Origin of the sequence: Micromonospora taraxaci, assembly GCF_007830095.1 — a bacterium.
In the GTDB taxonomy this organism is placed as follows: Bacteria; Actinomycetota; Actinomycetes; order Mycobacteriales; family Micromonosporaceae; genus Micromonospora; species Micromonospora taraxaci.
Genome location: NZ_VIWZ01000001.1, coordinates 3,563,501 through 3,579,768, shown reverse-complemented (window position 1 = coordinate 3,579,768; position 16,268 = coordinate 3,563,501). Strand labels below are relative to the sequence as shown.

12 protein-coding genes are annotated in these 16,268 nt (G+C 75.1%); all 12 read right to left on the bottom strand.

The annotated features are described in order from the left end of the window. Positions 1-2: 2 nt before the first annotated feature. The 12 genes from cobA to cobN are packed head-to-tail and all read right to left on the bottom strand — an operon-like array spanning position 3 to position 16,106. Positions 3-1,646 (bottom strand): uroporphyrinogen-III C-methyltransferase, encoded by a 1,644-nt coding sequence (gene cobA / locus FHU34_RS16375; RefSeq protein ID WP_145781426.1) that lies wholly within the window; start codon positions 1,644-1,646, stop codon positions 3-5. Beyond that, positions 1,643-2,239 carry a precorrin-8X methylmutase gene (locus FHU34_RS16370; protein ID WP_145781424.1) on the bottom strand — a complete coding sequence of 199 codons (597 nt, stop codon included), beginning with the start codon at positions 2,237-2,239 and terminating at the stop codon, positions 1,643-1,645. The genes cobA and FHU34_RS16370 overlap by 4 nt, the downstream gene beginning before the upstream one ends. Continuing rightward, positions 2,236-2,433, bottom strand: a complete 198-nt coding sequence (locus tag FHU34_RS16365; protein ID WP_145781421.1) for a DUF362 domain-containing protein — start codon at positions 2,431-2,433, stop codon at positions 2,236-2,238. Before FHU34_RS16365 ends, FHU34_RS16370 begins: the two co-directional genes overlap by 4 nt. Further along, on the bottom strand, positions 2,421-4,175 hold the full coding sequence (cobJ, locus tag FHU34_RS16360) for a precorrin-3B C(17)-methyltransferase (RefSeq protein WP_145781419.1): 1,755 nt from the start codon (positions 4,173-4,175) through the stop codon (positions 2,421-2,423). The genes FHU34_RS16365 and cobJ overlap by 13 nt, the downstream gene beginning before the upstream one ends. Beyond that, a complete protein-coding gene (gene cbiE, locus FHU34_RS16355) occupies positions 4,163-5,479 on the bottom strand; it encodes a precorrin-6y C5,15-methyltransferase (decarboxylating) subunit CbiE (RefSeq protein WP_145781416.1) in 1,317 nt (438 codons plus the stop codon). Before cbiE ends, cobJ begins: the two co-directional genes overlap by 13 nt. Further along, positions 5,476-6,627 carry a cobalt-precorrin-5B (C(1))-methyltransferase gene (locus tag FHU34_RS16350; RefSeq protein ID WP_145781413.1) on the bottom strand — a complete coding sequence of 384 codons (1,152 nt, stop codon included), beginning with the start codon at positions 6,625-6,627 and terminating at the stop codon, positions 5,476-5,478. Before FHU34_RS16350 ends, cbiE begins: the two co-directional genes overlap by 4 nt. Further along, positions 6,624-7,457, bottom strand: a complete 834-nt coding sequence (gene cobM / locus FHU34_RS16345) for a precorrin-4 C(11)-methyltransferase (protein ID WP_145781411.1) — start codon at positions 7,455-7,457, stop codon at positions 6,624-6,626. The genes FHU34_RS16350 and cobM overlap by 4 nt, the downstream gene beginning before the upstream one ends. Then, positions 7,454-8,194 carry a precorrin-2 C(20)-methyltransferase gene (gene cobI, locus FHU34_RS16340; protein WP_145781409.1) on the bottom strand — a complete coding sequence of 247 codons (741 nt, stop codon included), beginning with the start codon at positions 8,192-8,194 and terminating at the stop codon, positions 7,454-7,456. Before cobI ends, cobM begins: the two co-directional genes overlap by 4 nt. Beyond that, a complete protein-coding gene (locus FHU34_RS16335) occupies positions 8,191-9,552 on the bottom strand; it encodes a cobyrinic acid a,c-diamide synthase CobB (protein ID WP_425280530.1) in 1,362 nt (453 codons plus the stop codon). Before FHU34_RS16335 ends, cobI begins: the two co-directional genes overlap by 4 nt. Next, entirely contained in the window at positions 9,549-10,160 is a 612-nt protein-coding gene (cobO, locus tag FHU34_RS16330) for a cob(I)yrinic acid a,c-diamide adenosyltransferase (protein WP_145781404.1), read from the bottom strand. Before cobO ends, FHU34_RS16335 begins: the two co-directional genes overlap by 4 nt. Before the next feature lie 55 nt (positions 10,161-10,215). Beyond that, a complete protein-coding gene (locus tag FHU34_RS16325) occupies positions 10,216-12,441 on the bottom strand; it encodes a putative cobaltochelatase (RefSeq protein ID WP_425280529.1) in 2,226 nt (741 codons plus the stop codon). Then, complete coding sequence (cobN, locus tag FHU34_RS16320) at positions 12,438-16,106, bottom strand: cobaltochelatase subunit CobN (protein WP_145781402.1); 3,669 nt, start codon at positions 16,104-16,106, stop codon at positions 12,438-12,440. Before cobN ends, FHU34_RS16325 begins: the two co-directional genes overlap by 4 nt. Positions 16,107-16,268: the final 162 nt, after the last annotated feature.

The window sequence follows — 16,268 nt, the reverse complement described above, 5'->3', positions numbered from 1 at the left end:
CGTCATCCCGTCGGCCCGGTGGTGGTGAGGGCGACCACCGGGCCGAGGACGAAGACGGCGGGCGGGCCGACGCCCTCCCGGGCGGCGACGGCACCGATCTCGTCCAGCCGGGCGGGCACCGACAGTTGGTCGGGTAGCCCGGCGTCCTGGACGGCGAGCACCGGGGTCTCCGGGGCGCGGCCGTGCTCGATCAGCGCAGCCGCGATCTTGGCGATGGTGTCGACGGCCATCAGCAGGACGACGGTGCCCCGGGCGCGGGCCAGCGCCGCCCAGTCCACGAGCGAGTCGGGGTGCCCGGGCGGCAGGTGTCCGGACACGACGGTGAGGTCGTGCGCCACCCCCCGGTGGGTGACCGGCACACCGGCGAGGGCCGGAGCGGCGATCGCGCTGCTCACCCCGGGCACGACCGTCACCGGCACCCCGGCCGCCTCGCAGGCCTGCACCTCCTCGTGACCGCGCCCGAAGACGTACGGGTCACCGCCCTTGAGGCGTACCACCTGGCGGCCGGCCTTGGCGTGCGACACCAGCGCCGCGTTGATGGCCTCCTGTGCCATCGACGGACCACGGGGCACCTTGGCGGCATCGACCACCAGCACGTCGGGGCGCAGCCCGGCGAGCAGCCCCTGCGGGGCCAACCGGTCGACCACCACGACGTCCGCCGCGTCGAGCAGTGCCCTCCCGCGTACCGTGATCAGGTCGTCGGGCCCCGGCCCGCCGCCGACCACAGCGACCGCCCCGTGCTCGTGCCCGTGGTGGTCATGGTGGTGGTGGTCGTGCCCGTGGTGATGGTGGTGACCGACCGGGTCGTCGGGGTGGTCGTGCGGGCGTTGCGGGCGACCGACCTTGTCGGCGAAGCCGGGCATCAACACCCGGTACGCGCAGGTGTCGCAGTTCATCCGGATGTCGCCGCCCAGCGCCTCGGCGTAGCGCTCCCGTACCAGGTCGGCGAGGGCGTCGCAGTCGCCGATCACCTCGGCCACCCGCACGTCGAGGTCGCTGTGGGCGGCGGCGAACTCGGCCGACTGGGCGACGATGCGGTCCGGCAGCACCCCGGCGAACAGGAAGTACGGTGCGACGACGATCCGCCGTGCGCCGAGGCGGCGCAGCCGTTCCAGCACCGCCGGGACCGACGGCTGGGCGAGGGAGATGAACCCCGGCTCGACACCGGCGTAGCCGCGTCCCTCCCAGAGCAGACGGGCGACCTTGGCGACCTCGGCGTTGGCGTCCGGGTCGGTGGACCCCCGCCCGATCAACGCGACCCACGTGCCGGCCCGGTCGGCACCCGCCAGCGCGGCGTCGATGCGTTCTTCGAGGGCGGTGTGCAGCAGCGGGTGCGGGCCGAGCGGGCGGCCGTAGCGGTAGGTCAACCCGGGGTGGCGTTCCTGCTCCCGGGCCATCGCGGCGGGGATATCGCCCTTGCCGTGTCCAGCGCCGGTGAGTACCAGCGGCAGGGCCACCAGCGCGCGGTGCCCGCGCGCGACGAGCGCGCCGACCGCGTCGGTCAGCGGTGGGCGGGACAGCTCGATGAAGCCACCCTCGACGTCCCCGATGTCGCCGCGACGGCGGACCCGCTCGACGAGCGCGGCGAACTGGTCGACCCCGGCCGTGCTGCGCGTACCGTGCCCGACGATGACCAATCCGGTCATGACTTCTCCTCGACGTAGAGCAGGGCGTTGAGGGCGGCGGCGGCGACCGCCGAACCACCCTTCTCGCCCACGTTGGAGACCCCGGGCAGGCCACTGGCCCGGAGCGCCGCCTTCGACTCGGCGGCGCCCACGAAACCGACCGGAAGGCCGACGACCAGCGCCGGAGCGGCGTCCAGTGTGAGTAGTTCGACAAGTGCTGTCGGCGCGCAGCCGACCACCCAGACCGCGCCGGGGCCGACCCGGTCCAGGGCGATCCGCACGGCCGCCGCCGAGCGGGTGATCCCGGCCGACCGGCCCAGCTCGGCGGCGGCCGGCTCGGCGACCGGGCAGACCAGTTCCAGGCCGGCTCGGGTGATGCCGGCGGCGACCATCGCCACGTCGGTGACCACCGGCGCTCCGGCGCGTAGCGCGGCCAGGCCAGATTCGAGGGCGGCCTCGTCGCAGACAAGCTCGTCGACGTACGCGAGGTCGGCGCTGGCGTGCACCACCCGCTCGGTCACCGCCCGGGTCAGCGGAGGCAGGTGCGACAGGTCGACGCGCTCGCGCAGGATGCGGTACGACTCGACCTCGATCGGGTGCACGACCCGGCTCATCGGGCTCCTTCGGAAGGGTCGGACGCGGCGACGCTGATCGCGTCGACGGGGCAGATCTCCAGGCATTCCAGGCAGCCGGTGCAACGGTCGGCGCGGACCGTGAGGCCGCCGGGGACGGGTCGGATGGCGTGGGTGGGGCAGGTGAGCAGGCATGCGCCGCAGCCCTGGCACGCGTCGATCGTCACGACCGCCATCGGTACCCCCGTGGTGTGACCATCCGGCCGGCGACCAGCCTGGTGTCGCTGTTGCCGACCACGACGACGCTGTACATGTCGACCACCGCCGGGTCGAGGGTGGCCACTGTCGCCAGGTGCACCTGCTCGCCGGGGCGGCTGGCGTTGCGCACCACACCGACCGGGGTGTCCAGTGGCCGGTGCGCGGCGAGGATGCCGAGCGCCTTGCCGAGCTGCCAGTCCCGGGCCCGGCTGCGCGGGTTGTAGAACACCGTCACGAAGTCACCCTCGGCGGCGGCGGTCACCCGTCGCTCGATGACCTCCCACGGGGTGTGCAGGTCGGAGAGGCTCACGTAGGCGTGGTCGTGGCCGAGCGGCGCGCCGAGCAACGCGCCGGCGGCGAGGGCGGCGGTCACCCCGGGCACGCCCACCACGTCGATCCGCTCGTCGGCGTACTCCAGGGCAGGGCTGGCCATCGCGTACACCCCGGCGTCGCCGGACCCGACCAGCGCGACCGCCCGGCCGGCGGCGGCCTCGGCGACGGCGGCGCGGGCCCGCGCCTCCTCCGCGCCCAGCCCGCTGGACAGGACCCGAGTGCCGGGGCGGAACACGTCGCGGACCTGGTCGAGGTACTGGTCCAGGCCGACCACCACGGCGGCGCGGCGCAGCTCGGCCACCGCGCGGGGGGTGCGCAGGTCGGGCGCGCCCGGTCCGAGGCCGACGACGGCCAGCCGGCCGCGCGGGACGTGCCGGGCCACCGCGACGGTGGCCATCGCCGTCGCGGTCTTGCCGACCAGCAGCGTGGCGTGCTCGGCCCGGCCGTCCGCGCCGAGCAGGGCCGCGGCCTCCGCGACGCTCGGTGTGCCGACGGCGGCGCGGACCACCTCGCTGGGGTGCGGCACGTCGATCGCCGCCAGGCGCGTCGCCGGCCAGGTCACCAGGGGTACGCCGAGCACGTCGGCGGTGCTGCGGATGCCTGCCTCGTCGGCCTTGACGTCGGCGCTGGCCAGGCACCGCAGGCTCGCCGGGTGCAGCCCGGCCTCGGCCAGCACCCGGTGCAGCAGCTCGGCCACCTCCTCGGCGGGTACGCCCCGACTCGCGCCCACCCCGGCGACCAGCGACGGTGGCCGCAGGACGGCGGTCCGTTCGTCGAGCGGCACCACCCGGTCGGTGACCAGCAGCCGGTACCCGCCGCCGGCGGTGTCCCCGTCGGTGTTGGCGTCCCCATGGGTGTCGGCCCGGGGCTGGACGTTCGGTGGCAGGGCGGGCAGCGGCCAGTCGGCGTCGGCGATCAGCTGGACGGGCTCGCCGTCCAGGATGGCCCGGGACACCGCGGCGACCGCGCCCTGCACCGGCCAGCCCAGGGTGTCCAGCCCGGGCAGACCGACGGCGTCGGTGGCGGTGGTGATCACCGGTCGGGCGTCCAGCAGTGCGCCCACCTGCTCGGCGAGGTCGTTGCCGCCGCCGGCGTGCCCGCCGAGCAGCGCCACGGCGTGCCGGGCCGCCTCGTCGACGACCACCACGGCTGGATCGCTGTGCTTGTCGCCGAGCAGCGGCGCGAGGATCCGTACCACCGCTCCGGTGGCCAGGAACGCGACCACCGCGTCACAGCCGGCCCAGGCGGACCGCAGCGCGTCGGCCACGGTGCCCCCCTCGACCAGCCGGGCGTGCGGCCATGCGGCGGCCACGGTGTCGGCGTGCCGGCGGCCGGCGGTGGTGGCGGCCACCAGTCCGATGCGGGTGGTCACTGTCAGGTCGGGCACTGGCGCTCCCCGGTGAGGACGACCACCGGGTTGGTGGCCGCGAGTCGGATCGACCCGCCGGGCAGGTCGGCGAGGCGGGCGGCGGACAGCTGGCTGCCCTCGACCGTGTAACCGGCGGCGCGCAGCAGACCCACCGCCGGTGCGACCCGGTCCAGGGCGGCCAGGGTCAGCACCACCCGTTCGGGCCGGCGGCCCACCACGGCGGCGAGGACGTCCGCGCCGCCACCGCCGACGAAGACGGCGTCCGGCTCGGGTAACCCGGCCAGCGCCTCCGGGGCTCGCCCCGTGACGAGCCGGACGGTGACCGCGTGCGCTGTGGCGTTGGCCCGGATGGTGGCGCCGGCCTCGGGGTCCTGCTCGACGGCGAGCACGGCCGCGCCGAGCAGGGCGCACTCGATGCCGACCGAGCCGCTGCCCGCGCCGACGTCCCACACCAGCCGGCCCAGCCGGGGGCGCAGCCGGGCGACGACGAGGGCACGCACCTCCGACTTGGTGATCATGGAGTCGCGGTGGGCGTACCGGATCTCCGGCAGCGCCCACCCACCGGCCGGCGCGGCGGCCGGCTGGTTGTCGACGCGCATCCCGCCGGCGGTGACCGGATCGGGTACGGCGTCGGCAGACGCCTGGGGTGAAGCAGCGTCGGCGAGCACGGCGGGCTCAGCGTCGGTGCGGCTGAGGACCACGTGCGGGTCGGCCCAGGTCCCGGTGGCGGCCTGCACGGGGGTCACGTCGTGGATCCGTTCGGCGTCGGTGCCCAGGTGCTCGGCGACCAGCAGGCGACGGGGCCAGCCGATCAGGCCCGCGCCCAGCTCGGCCGCCCCGGCGCCGGGCGCGGTGAGCACCGCGACCAGTGGCAGCGCCCGGCAGGCGTTCAGCGCCGGTCGGAGGTCACGGCCGTGCGCGGTGACCACGGCGGCGCCGTCCCAGGGCAGGCCGGCACGGGCGAAGGCGGCAGCCACACTGGACACCGCCGGCACCACCCGCAGCGGCAGCCCTGCGGCGCGCAGCCGCCGGACGATGCCGAACAGGCCCGGGTCGCCGCTGGCCAGCACGACGGCCGGTACCCGGGCGGCGACGGCGTCGGCGAGGCAGTGCAGGGCGGGGGCGAGCGGCCCGAGGGTGACGGTGTCCGCGCCGGCCGGTACGGGCACCGCTGCCAGGTGCCGCGCGGCCCCGACGACCAGCCCGGCGGTGGCCAGCACCGGCGCGAGCGCGGGGTGCGGCGGAGCGCCCGCCGCGTCGAGGCCGACCACTGTCACGCCGACCCCCGGATCCATCGGGGTCGCCGGCTCCATCCGGGTCATCGGGGCCACCGGCCGGACGAGGCGACGACGCGCGCACCGGCGAAGTCGACCATCGCCACGTCCACGGTGACCGTCGGCCCGGCGAAGCGTCGCAACACCTGGCGGACCCGCTGGCAGAGCGCGTCGCCGGCAGGTTCGAGCAGCCCGGCGGCCTCCCACAGCTCGTACGCGTGCCGCCCGGTGTTGGCCTCGGTCACGGCGGCGACGAGGGCCTCGTCACCGCCGGCCTCGGCGGTCACCGCGCCGAGCAGTGAGAGGTCCACCTTGGAGCGGGTGTAGTGGGTCATCAGCACACCGGCGGCGAGTTTGGCCAGCTTGCCGGCCATGCCGACGAAGACCACCCCGGTCATCGCGTCGCCCACGGCGGCGGTCACCGCGGCACCGGTGAAGTCACCGACCTCGACGAAGCAGACCTCGGGCAGGTCGGGCAGGAGCGCGCGGGCAGCCCGCTCGGTACGCCCACCGGTGCAGAGCACCACCGTCCGCTCCCCTTGGGCGGCCATCACGTGCACGGCCTGCACGACACTGGCCCGCCAGGACGCTGTGGAGAAGGGGCGGACGATCCCGGTGGTGCCGAGGATCGAGATGCCGCCGAGGATGCCGAGCCGCCGGTTGGTGGTCTTGCGGGCCATGATCTCGCCCCGGGGCACGCTGATCACCACGCGTACGCCGACCTCGGCGAGGTCGACCACCTCGGCCACCGCCTCGCCGATCATACGGCGGGGGGTGTCGTTGATCGCCGGGCCGCCGACCGCGAGGCCGAGGCCGGGCTTGGTGACAGTGCCGACGCCGACGCCGCCGGCGAGCCGCAGACCGGGCACGTCGGTCCAGCCCACCGTGGCGGTCAGCTCCGCGCCGTGGGTGACGTCCGGGTCGTCCCCGGCGTCCTTGACGACGACCGCCTCGGCGCGCACCGGTGGGTTGCCGGTCACCTCGCAGCGTTCGACCGGGAAGCGCACCCGCCGTCCGGCGGGCAGCCCGATCTCCACGTCCGGCTGGATCTCCCCGGTGACCAGCGCGGTGACTGCCGCCTTGGCCGCCGCCGTCGCGCACGCGCCGGTGGTCCAGCCGGTACGCAGCGCGGTGGGCCGGACCTTCGCGGTACGCGGCAGGTCCGGCTCGCGCAGCGGCGGCTCCGGGTACGTCATGGTGTGCCTGTTCCCCCGGGGCGACCGGTGACCTGGCGGCGTAGCTCGGCGCGGGCGGCCGGCTCCGCCCGGCGGAAGCCGTGGAAGTGGCCGGGGTGGTACAGGTGCGAACGGGTGCCCTCGGCGGCGAGGGCCGGCCCGACCAGGAACAGGGTGTGCTTCCACAGCTTGTGCTGCTTGACGGTGGCCTCCAGGGTGCCGACAGTGCAGCGCACCACCAGCTCGTCGGGCCAGGTCGCCTGGTACGCCACCACGGCCGGGGTGTCCTCCGGGTAGCCGCCGGCCAGCAGCTCGGCCTGCACCTGACCGGAGCGGGCAGCGGAGAGGAACAGCGCCATGGTGGTGCCGTGCCGGGCGAAGTCGCGGACCCGCTCGCCGGGCGGCATCGGGGTCTTGCCGCCTTCGAGGCGGGTGAGGATCACCGACTGGGCCACCTCGGGCACTGTCAGCTCCCGCCCGACGATCGCCGCGACGGCGGTGAACGACGACACCCCGGGCACGATCTCGACGGAAAGGCCGAGCCCTCGACACAGGTCCAGTTGCTCCTGCACCGCGCCCCACAGCGCCGGGTCGCCGGAGTGGATCCGGGCCACCGTCAGCCCCTGCTCGGCGGCCCGCTGGTAGAGCGGCAGCACGCCCTCGATGGGCAGCTGCGACGAGTCGACGATCTCCGCGTCGGGGCGGGCGTGGCCGAGCACGTCGGCGTGCACCAGGCTGGCCGCCCAGATCACGATGTCCGCCTCGGCGATCACCCGGGCGGCCCGCAGGGTCAGCAGGTCGGCGGCACCCGGGCCGGCGCCGACGAACCACACTGTGCCGTCGCTAGTCACAGTTTTCCTCCTCGGTGGTCGCGGCGGGCCGGGACCAGCAGCGTCGACAGGTACGGCAGGTCGTGCCCGGTGGCGTCGACCGGGCCGACCCGTTCGCCGGGCAGCCCGAGGCTGCGCCCGAGGACCGCGTCGGCGAGGCGGCCCTGTCGGCGCAGCTCGGCGAGCAGCTCCGGGTGCCGCCGCCAGCCCTTGTAGACGACGACGGTGCCCGGCCCGGCGAGGGCGTCGACGAACAGCGCCGATCCGGCGGTGGCCGGCAGCAGGGTCAGCGGTTCACGTCCCTCACAGAGCGGGATGCCGCTGCGGGAGGCCAACTCCTGCATCGCGGTGACGCCTGGGACGGTCGCCACCCGCACAGCCGGGCGCAGGGCCCGCACGCTCTGCGCCAGGTAGCCGAAGGTGGAGTAGACGTTGGGATCACCGATGGTGGCGAAGGCCACCGACAGCGCGCCGGCGTCGACTGCCTCGACGACAGTGCGGGCCGCGTCGTCCCAGGCCGCCGCCCGGCGGGCGGTCACCCCGCCCCGGTCGTCCAGGGCGAACGGCAGCCGCCGCAGCCGGTCCGCCGGGACGTGGTCCCGCACCGTCGTCTCGGCCCGCCCGGTGTCCGGTTCAGGTCGGTCCGCCATCACGGGTACGAAGACCACGTCGGCCTCGCGCAGCACCCGCACGGCCTTGACGGTGAGCAGTTCCGGGTCGCCGGGGCCGACGCCGACCCCGGTCAGCGTGGCGGTCATCGGCAGGCCTCGACCAGCCGGCGGGCCGCCTCGGGGTGACCGGCCCAGTGGGTGTGCAGGTAGGAGGCGTGCACCCGTCCGGCGACGAAGCCGTGCGCGGTGTCGTCCCACCGCCACGCCGGCCGGTCGCCGTGCCCCGGGTCGGTGGTGGTGCGGTGGAACTCGTGTCCGCGTACGGGCTCGCCGGCCACTGCCACCGGGGAGTCGGTGACCGCCACCGCCTCGCGGTAGCCGAGGGTGAGGCGGCCGGTCATCCGGGCGGTCAGGTCCAGTCGGCCGCACATCGGTACGCCGTCCAGGGACCGCCCGAGGTAGAGCAGCCCGGCGCACTCGGCCACGATCGGCCCGTCGAAGTCGGCCAGCTCGGCGCGCAGCGCGGCGTTCCCGGCCAGCGCCTCCGCGTACGCCTCGGGGAAGCCGCCCCCGATCACCACCGCACGGGTGCCGGTGGGCAGTGCCGGGTCACGTAGCGGGTCGACGGTGACCACGTCCGCGCCGGCGGCGGTGAGCAGTTCGGTGGTCTCCGCGTACGAGAAGGTGAAGGCCGGACCCCCGGCGAGCGCGATCCGTGGCCGCCCCGCGTCGGCCGGCCCACCGACGGCGGCGACCGGGTCCCACGCCGGGGCGGTCAGCGGTCCGGTGCTGCGGGCCAGGGTGAGCACGGCGTCCAGGTCCACTGTGGCCTCGACCAGCTCGGCGAGCGCGGCGACGATCGCCAGGGACTCGGGCGCCCGCTCGGCGACCGGCACCAACCCGAGGTGCCGGGCCGGCGCGGCCACCTCGGCGGCCCGGGTGACGGCCCCGAGCACCGGCACGCCCACCTCGGCAAGGGCGTCGCGCAGCAGCGTCTCGTGCCGGGACGAGCCGACCCGGTTGAGGATCACCCCGCCGATCCGTACGGCCGGATCGAACGCGGCCATGCCCAGCGTCAGCGCGGCGGCGGAACGGCCCTGCGCGGTGGTGTCCAGCACCAGCAGCACGGGCGCGTCGATCAGCCGGGCGACGTGGGCGGTGGACGCGAAGTCGCGACGGCCGACCGCACCGTCGTGCAGACCCATGACGCCCTCCACCACTGCGACGTCGGCGGGCGTGGGGACGCTCGCACCGTGCCGCAGCAGACCGGCGATCCGCTCCGCGGAGACCAGGAACGGGTCCAGGTTGCGACCGGCCCGGCCGGCGGCGAGGGCGTGGTAGCCGGGGTCGATGTAGTCCGGGCCGACCTTGTGCGGGCTGACCGTCAGGCCGCGTCGGCGCAGCGCGGCGAGCAACCCGGTGGCGATCGTCGTCTTGCCGTGGCCGCTGGCCGGCGCGGCGACGACCACCCGGGGCAGCGACCACGGTTCGGTGCTGGCACTCACCACTCGATGCCCTTCTGGCCCTTCTGGCCGGCGTCCATCGGGTGCTTGACCTTGGTCAGCTCGGCCACCAGGTCGGCGGCGGCGACCAGGCGCGGGTCGGCGTCGCGACCGGTGATGACGACGTGTTGAAAGCCGGGCCGGTCGGCCAGCGTGGCGACCACCTCGTCCACGTCCACCCAGCCCCACTTCATCGGGTAGGTGAACTCGTCCAGCACGTACAACCCGTAGCGTTCGGCGGCCAGGTCACGCTGGATCTGCCGCCACCCCTCCAGGGCGTCGGCGGCGTGGTCGGCGTCGCCGCCGCGCTGGATCCAGGACCAGCCCTCACCCATCTTGTGCCAGGCCACCGGTGCGCCCTGGCCGGTACGCTCATGCACCTCGCCGAGGGCCCGGAAGGCGTTCTCCTCCCCCACCCGCCACTTGGCGCTCTTGACGAACTGGAACACGCCGATCGGCAGGCCGGCCGTCCAGGCCCGCAGCGCCAACCCGAACGCGGCCGTCGACTTCCCCTTCATCTGTCCGGTGTGGACCACGAGCAGTGGCCGGTGCCGCCGCTGCCGGGTCGTCAACCCGTCGGCGGGCACCACACTCGGCTGTCCCTGCGGCATCAGCGATCTCCCCTTCGCGCGATCCTGCGGTGTCGATGGCCCATCGGTGCCCCCGTCACGCCGCCACCGGCAGCCCGGCATCCCGGGCAGGCGGGTGGGTGAGGGCGGCCAGCGGGTGGTGCGGCGCGTGCAACTGCGTCGCCAGACGACGCGCCAGGTTCAGGCGTACCGGGCCGGTTTCGCAGTCCACGACGACGCAGGGAGCGCCAGTCGCCGCCAGGACCGCCGCCGCTCCCGCCGCCCGGTCCAGCGGGCGGGTGCCGGCGGTGGCCCGGCCGTCGGTGACGACGAGGACGAGGGGACGCCGCAACGGGTCGCGCAGGCGCTCCACCCGCAGCAGGTCGGCAGCCGCGAGCAGCCCTTCGGCCAGCGGCGTACGCCCACCGGTGGGCAGTTCGGTCAGCCGGGTCGAGGCGGCCAGCACCGACGAGGTGGCCGGCAGCAACGTCCGCGCGTCGGCGCCCCGGAAGGCGATCACCGCGACCTTGTCCCGCCGCTGGTACGCGTCGGTGAGCAGCGCGAGCACCGCGTCCTTCACCGCGGTCATCCGCTGCCGGGCGCCCATCGACCCGCTGGCGTCCACCACGAACAGCACCAGGTTGCCCTCGCGCCCCTCCCGGACCGCCTCACGCACGTCGTCCGGACGCAACCGCAGGGGGCCGGTCAGCCGCCCCCGTGACGCCTGGTGCGGCGCGGCGGCGCGAACCGTCGCCGGCAGGTGCAGCGCACCGACCCGACCGTTCGGCACCCGGGCCCCTGTGGTGCGCCCCCGCCCGGTGCGGGCCCGCGAACGCCGGCCGGGCACCCCGTCACCCACGCCGGGCGCGGTGAGCAGCCGCGCGGTCAACCCACCCCGGGGTACGGCCACCGGCTGCGCGTCCGCGCCACCGTCCCGCCCCCGGCGTGGGTCGGCGTCGCCACCGTCCGGCGCTTCCCGGCCGCCGTGCTGGGCGTGCCCACCTCGGTCGTCCGTCGAACGCGCGTCGTCGGTCCCACTGGGGCCGTCGGTCGGACCGGCGTCGCCGTCGGCCGCCGAGGGTCCGGCCGGGCCGGATCCACTGTGGTCGACGGGTTCACCCTCGGATGTCGCGTGATCCTGCGGACCACCACCACCGTTCGGACCCCCGCCACCCGGGCCGCCACCGTTCGGGCCACTGTCGTTCGGGCCACTATCGTCCGGGCCGTCGTCGTCGGGGTCGTCGGGGTGGGCGTCCTGGGCGCGCTGCAACGCCTCGTCCAGGCGCTTCTCGTCCAGCCCGGGGGTGTCGAACGGGTCGCGGCGGCTGCGGTGCGGCAGGGCCAGCCGAGCCGCCACCCGTACGTCGTCGATGGTGACCCGGTCCCGGCCGTGCCAGGCGGCGTGCGCCAGAGCGGTACGGGCGGTGACGATGTCGGCGCGCATCCCGTCCACGTCGAACGCGGCGCACACCTCGGCGATCTGCCGCAGCGCGGCGTCCGGCAGGCGTACCCCGGCAAGTCGGCGGCGGGCGGCGGCGACCTGGCCGGCGATCTCCGCGTCCGCGTCGGCCCAGCGGGCGGCGAACCCGGCCGGGTCGGCGTCGGCGGCGAGCCGACGGCGGACCACCTCCACCCGGACCTCCGGATCGCGGCTGGCGCCCACCTCCACGGTCAGCCCGAACCGGTCGAGAAGCTGGGGGCGCAGCTCCCCCTCCTCCGGGTTCATCGTGCCGACCAGCAGGAACCGGGCGGCGTGGCTGACCGAGACGCCCTCCCGCTCGACGTGGCTGCGGCCCATCGCCGCCGCGTCCAGCAGCAGATCCACGAGGTGGTCGTGCAGCAGGTTCACCTCGTCGACGTAGAGCACCCCCCGGTGCGCGGCGGCGAGCAGACCCGGCTCGAAGGCGCGTACACCCTCGCCGAGGGCCTTCTCCAGGTCCAGTGAGCCGACCACCCGGTCCTCGGCGGCGCCCACCGGCAGCTCCACGAGGCGGGCCGGGCGGATCTCGGCGGTCGCGGCGGTCGGATGCGGCCCGTCCGGGCAGGCCGGGTCCGGCTCGGCGGGATCACAGCCGAATCGGCAGCCCGCGACCCGGCGGACCGGGGGCAGCAGCGCGGCGAGCGCGCGAACGGCGGTGGACTTGGCGGTGCCCTTCTCGCCCCGGACCAGCACCCCGCCGATCGCCGGGGACACCGCGTTGAGCAGCAGCGCCAGCCGCATGTCCTCCATGCCGAGCACCGCGCTGAACGGGTATGTCGTCACTGTGCCTTCTTTCGTTCGCGACTGCGGGGCTCGCAAGACCGGCTCACTCCTCGCGCTCACACCCGGTCCTCCAGATCGCCCTCGCTGGCCAGGTAGGTGTCGCGGAGCCGGTCCAGGGTGGCCGGTTCGGGTTTGGCCCACAGCCCCCGGTCGGCGGCCTCCAACAGGCGCTCGGTGATGCCGCGCAGCGCCCACGGGTTGGACTGCTCCAGGAACTCCCGGGTGGTGTCGTCGAAGAGGTACGCGGCGGCCAGGTGCTCGTACATCCAGTCGTCGACGACACCGGCCGTGGCGTCGTAGCCGAACAGGTAGTCCACTGTCGCGGCCAGCTCGAACGCGCCCTTGTAGCCGTGCCGGCGCATCGCGGCGATCCACTTCGGGTTGACCACCCGGGCCCGGAACACCCGCCGGGTCTCCTCGCCCAGGGTGCGGGTCCGCACGTCGTGCGGCATCGCCGAGTCACCCACGTACGCCTGCGGGGACGTGCCGGTAAGGTGACGGACCATCGCCACCATCCCGCCGTGGTACTGGAAGTAGTCGTCGGAGTCGACGATGTCGTGCTCGCGGGTGTCCTGGTTCTTCACCGCCACCGAGATCCGGGCGAAGGACCGTTCCATGTCGGCCCGCGCCTCCCGCCCGTCCAGGCCCCGGCCGTAGGCGTAGCCGCCCCACACCGCGTACACCTCGGCGAGGTCGGCGTCGCTGCGCCACGTCCGGGCGTCGATCAGCGGCAGCAGCCCGGCACCGTACGCCCCGGGCTTCGAGCCGAAGATTCGCGCGGTGGCCCGCCGCTCGTCGCCGTGCTCGGCGAGGTCGGCGGCGACGTGCGCCCGCAGGTAGTTCTCCTCGGCCGGCTCGTCCAGGGCGGCGACCCGCCGCACGGCGTCGTCGAGCAGCGCCACCACGTGCGGGAACGCGTCGCGGAAGAAGCCGGAGATGCGCACCGTGACGTCGACGCGGGGCCGGCCCAACTCGGCCGTGGGCACCACCTCGATGCCGGTGACCCGCCGCGACCTGTCGTCCCAGACCGGGCGGCAGCCCAGCAGCGCGAGCACCTCGGCGATGTCGTCGCCCTGGGTGCGCATGGCGCTGGTGCCCCACACTGTCAAACCCACCGAGCGGGGGTACGCGCCGGTGTCGGCGAGGTGCCGGGCCAGCAGGGAGTCGGCGAGGGCCACCCCGACGTCCCAGGCGTTGCGGCTGGGAATGGCCTTCGGGTCGACGGAGTAGAAGTTGCGGCCGGTGGGCAGCACGTTGACCAGGCCCCGGGTGGGTGAGCCGGACGGGCCGGGCGGCACGAACCGGCCGTCGAGCGCACCGAGGGTGTTGGTCAGCTCGTCGGTGGTGCGGTCCAGCCGAGGTACGAGTTCGGTGGCGGCGAAGCGCAGCACCGCGGCGACGTCGGGGATCGGCTGCCCGGTCACCTCCGCGACCACCGTGTCGACGGTGTCGGCGTCCCAGCCGAGCGTCTCCATGCCGATGACCAGCCGCCGGGCGAGGGCCTCGATCAGGTCGACCGCGTCGGCGGCGGTGCCGGCCGGCCCGTCCACCACGTCGGTCAACGCGCTGGGCAGTGCCAGTCGTTGTCCCGGTGACGCGAGCAGTTCCTGTTCGTCGAGGCCGTACGCGACGGCGAGGGCCTGCCGCAGGCCGGGCAGGGCGTGTGCGCCACCCCAGATCTGCGGGGCGCGCAGCACCGCGAGGACCAGGTTGACCCGGGGCTCCCCGGTGGGCGCGTCGGCGAGGATGTGCAGGCCGTCGCGGATCTGCACGTCCTTGACCTCGCACAGGTACCCGTCGAGGTGCAGCACGAAGTCGTCGAAGTCGTCCGCGTCGGGCATCGCCTCGGCGTGCAGGTCGTGGTGCAGTTCGGCGGCGCGTACCAGGTCCCAGATCTGTGCCCGGACGGTGGGCACCTTGGCCGGGTCGAGGGCCTGCACGGTGGCGTACTCGTCGAGCAGTTGTTCCAGTTTGGCCAGGTCGCCGTAGGTCTCGGCGCGGGCCATCGGCGGCACCAGGTGGTCGATGACCACGGCGTGTGCCCGCCGCTTGGCCTGGGTGCCCTCGCCCGGGTCGTTGACGATGAACGGGTAGACCAGCGGCAGGTCACCGAGGACCGTGTCGGGCGCGCAGTCGGCAGCCAGACCGAGACCCTTGCCGGGCAACCACTCCAGGGTGCCGTGTTTGCCCAGGTGCACCACAGCGTCCGCGTCGAAGCCGCCGTCGGAGGCCGGCGTGGCCAACCAGCGGTACGCGGCCAGGTAGTGATGGCTGGGCGGCAGGTCCGGGTCGTGGTAGATGGCGATCGGATTCTCCCCGAAGCCGCGGGGCGGCTGGATCAGCAGCACCACGTTGCCGAAGCGCAGACCGGCGAGCACGATGTCCCCGCCCTCGGTGTACAGCTCGCCGGGCGGCTCACCCCAGTGCTCCCGCATCCGCTCGCGCAGCTCAGCAGGGACCTGGTCGAACCACCGCCGGTACGTGTCCCCCGGTATCCGGGCCTCGGCGGCGGCCAACTGCTCCGGGGTGAGCCACTCCACGTCGTGCCCACCGGCGGCGATCAGCGCGTGGATCAGCGCGTCCCCGTCGGTGGGTGGCGGCGCGTCGCCCAGGTCGTAGCCGTCCTCGGCCAGTGCGGCGAGCAGCCGGACCGCCGAGACCGGGGTGTCCAGCCCGACGGCGTTGCCGACCCGGGAGTGCTTGGTGGGGTACGAGCTGAGCACCACGGCGACCCGCTTGTCGGGGTTGGGAAGGTACCGCAGCCGGGCGTGGCGCACCGCGATCCCGGCGACCCGGGCGGCCCGCTCGGGATCGGCGGCGTAGACCGAGAGCCCGTCGGAGTCGATCTGCTTGAACGAGAACGGCACGGTGATGATCCGGCCGTCGAACTCGGGGATGGCCACCTGCATCGCGGCGTCCAACGGGGACAGCCCGGCGTCGCTGTCGGCCCACTGCTTCCGGGTGCTGGTCAGGCAGAGCGCCTGGATGATCGGCACGTCCAGGGCGGCCAGGGCGCCGACGTCCCAGGCGTCCTCGTCGCCGCCCCCGGAGGCGTCCGCGGCGACCGCGCCGCCCGCCGCGAGGACGGTGACCAGCAGGGCGTCGCAGCGGGCGAAGAGCCCGAGCGGGCCGGACCCCGTGGTCAGCCCCCGCAACGAACCGCAGAAGATCGGCAGCGGGTTGCCGCCGGCCTCGCGGACCGCGTCCGCGAGCACGTCGACGAAGCCGGTGTTACCGGCGAGGGCGTGCGCCCGGTAGAAGACGATCCCGACGGTGGGCTGCTCCGGATTCGTGGGGTACTCACGGTGCACCCCGTACGCCGGGGTGGGTGTGGGCGGGTCGAACCCCTCGCCGGTGAGCAGCACCGTGTCGGAGAGGAAGCGGGCCAGCTGCCCCAGGTTGTCCGGCCCGCCCTCGACCAGGTACGCGAGCGCCTGGGTGACGACCCCGGACGGCACTGTGGAGATGGCCATCAGCTCCGCGTCAGGCAGCGCCTCACCGCCGAGCACGACAGTCGGCACGCCGGTGGCGAGCACCGCCGCGAGGCCGTCCGGCCAGGCCTGTCGACCGCCGAGCAGGCGTACGACGACGAGGTTCACGCCGTCGAGCAGGGCGGGCACCTCGTCGGCGGCGACCCGGGCGGGGTTGGCCAGCCGGTAGTCAGCGCCGCTGGCGCGGGCGGCCAGCAGGTCGGTGTCGGCGGTGGACAGCAGCAGGATGCGCACGGCGGGCTCCGGGGAGTGACGCCCCGGCCACCACGAGGGTGACCGCGACGATGCGGGTGGGTGCGGCGTCAGCCGGTACGACGGCGGGGCGGACGGCTCGCGGACGCGAGCGGCGGGGCCGGTCGGCGGCGGGCGGCGCTCAGCTCAACGGGGCGTGACCGG

What these genes read in the sequence shown, in the direction of transcription:
- cobA (WP_145781426.1), bottom strand. Translation starts at nt 1,646, where the DNA reads ATGACCGGATTGGTCATCGTCGGGCACGGTACGCGCAGCACGGCCGGG.
- FHU34_RS16370 (WP_145781424.1), bottom strand. Translation starts at nt 2,239, where the DNA reads ATGAGCCGGGTCGTGCACCCGATCGAGGTCGAGTCGTACCGCATCCTG.
- FHU34_RS16365 (WP_145781421.1), bottom strand. Translation starts at nt 2,433, where the DNA reads ATGGCGGTCGTGACGATCGACGCGTGCCAGGGCTGCGGCGCATGCCTG.
- cbiE (WP_145781416.1), bottom strand. Translation starts at nt 5,479, where the DNA reads ATGACCCGGATGGAGCCGGCGACCCCGATGGATCCGGGGGTCGGCGTG.
- FHU34_RS16350 (WP_145781413.1), bottom strand. Translation starts at nt 6,627, where the DNA reads ATGACGTACCCGGAGCCGCCGCTGCGCGAGCCGGACCTGCCGCGTACC.
- cobI (WP_145781409.1), bottom strand. Translation starts at nt 8,194, where the DNA reads ATGACCGCCACGCTGACCGGGGTCGGCGTCGGCCCCGGCGACCCGGAA.
- cobO (WP_145781404.1), bottom strand. Translation starts at nt 10,160, where the DNA reads ATGCCGCAGGGACAGCCGAGTGTGGTGCCCGCCGACGGGTTGACGACC.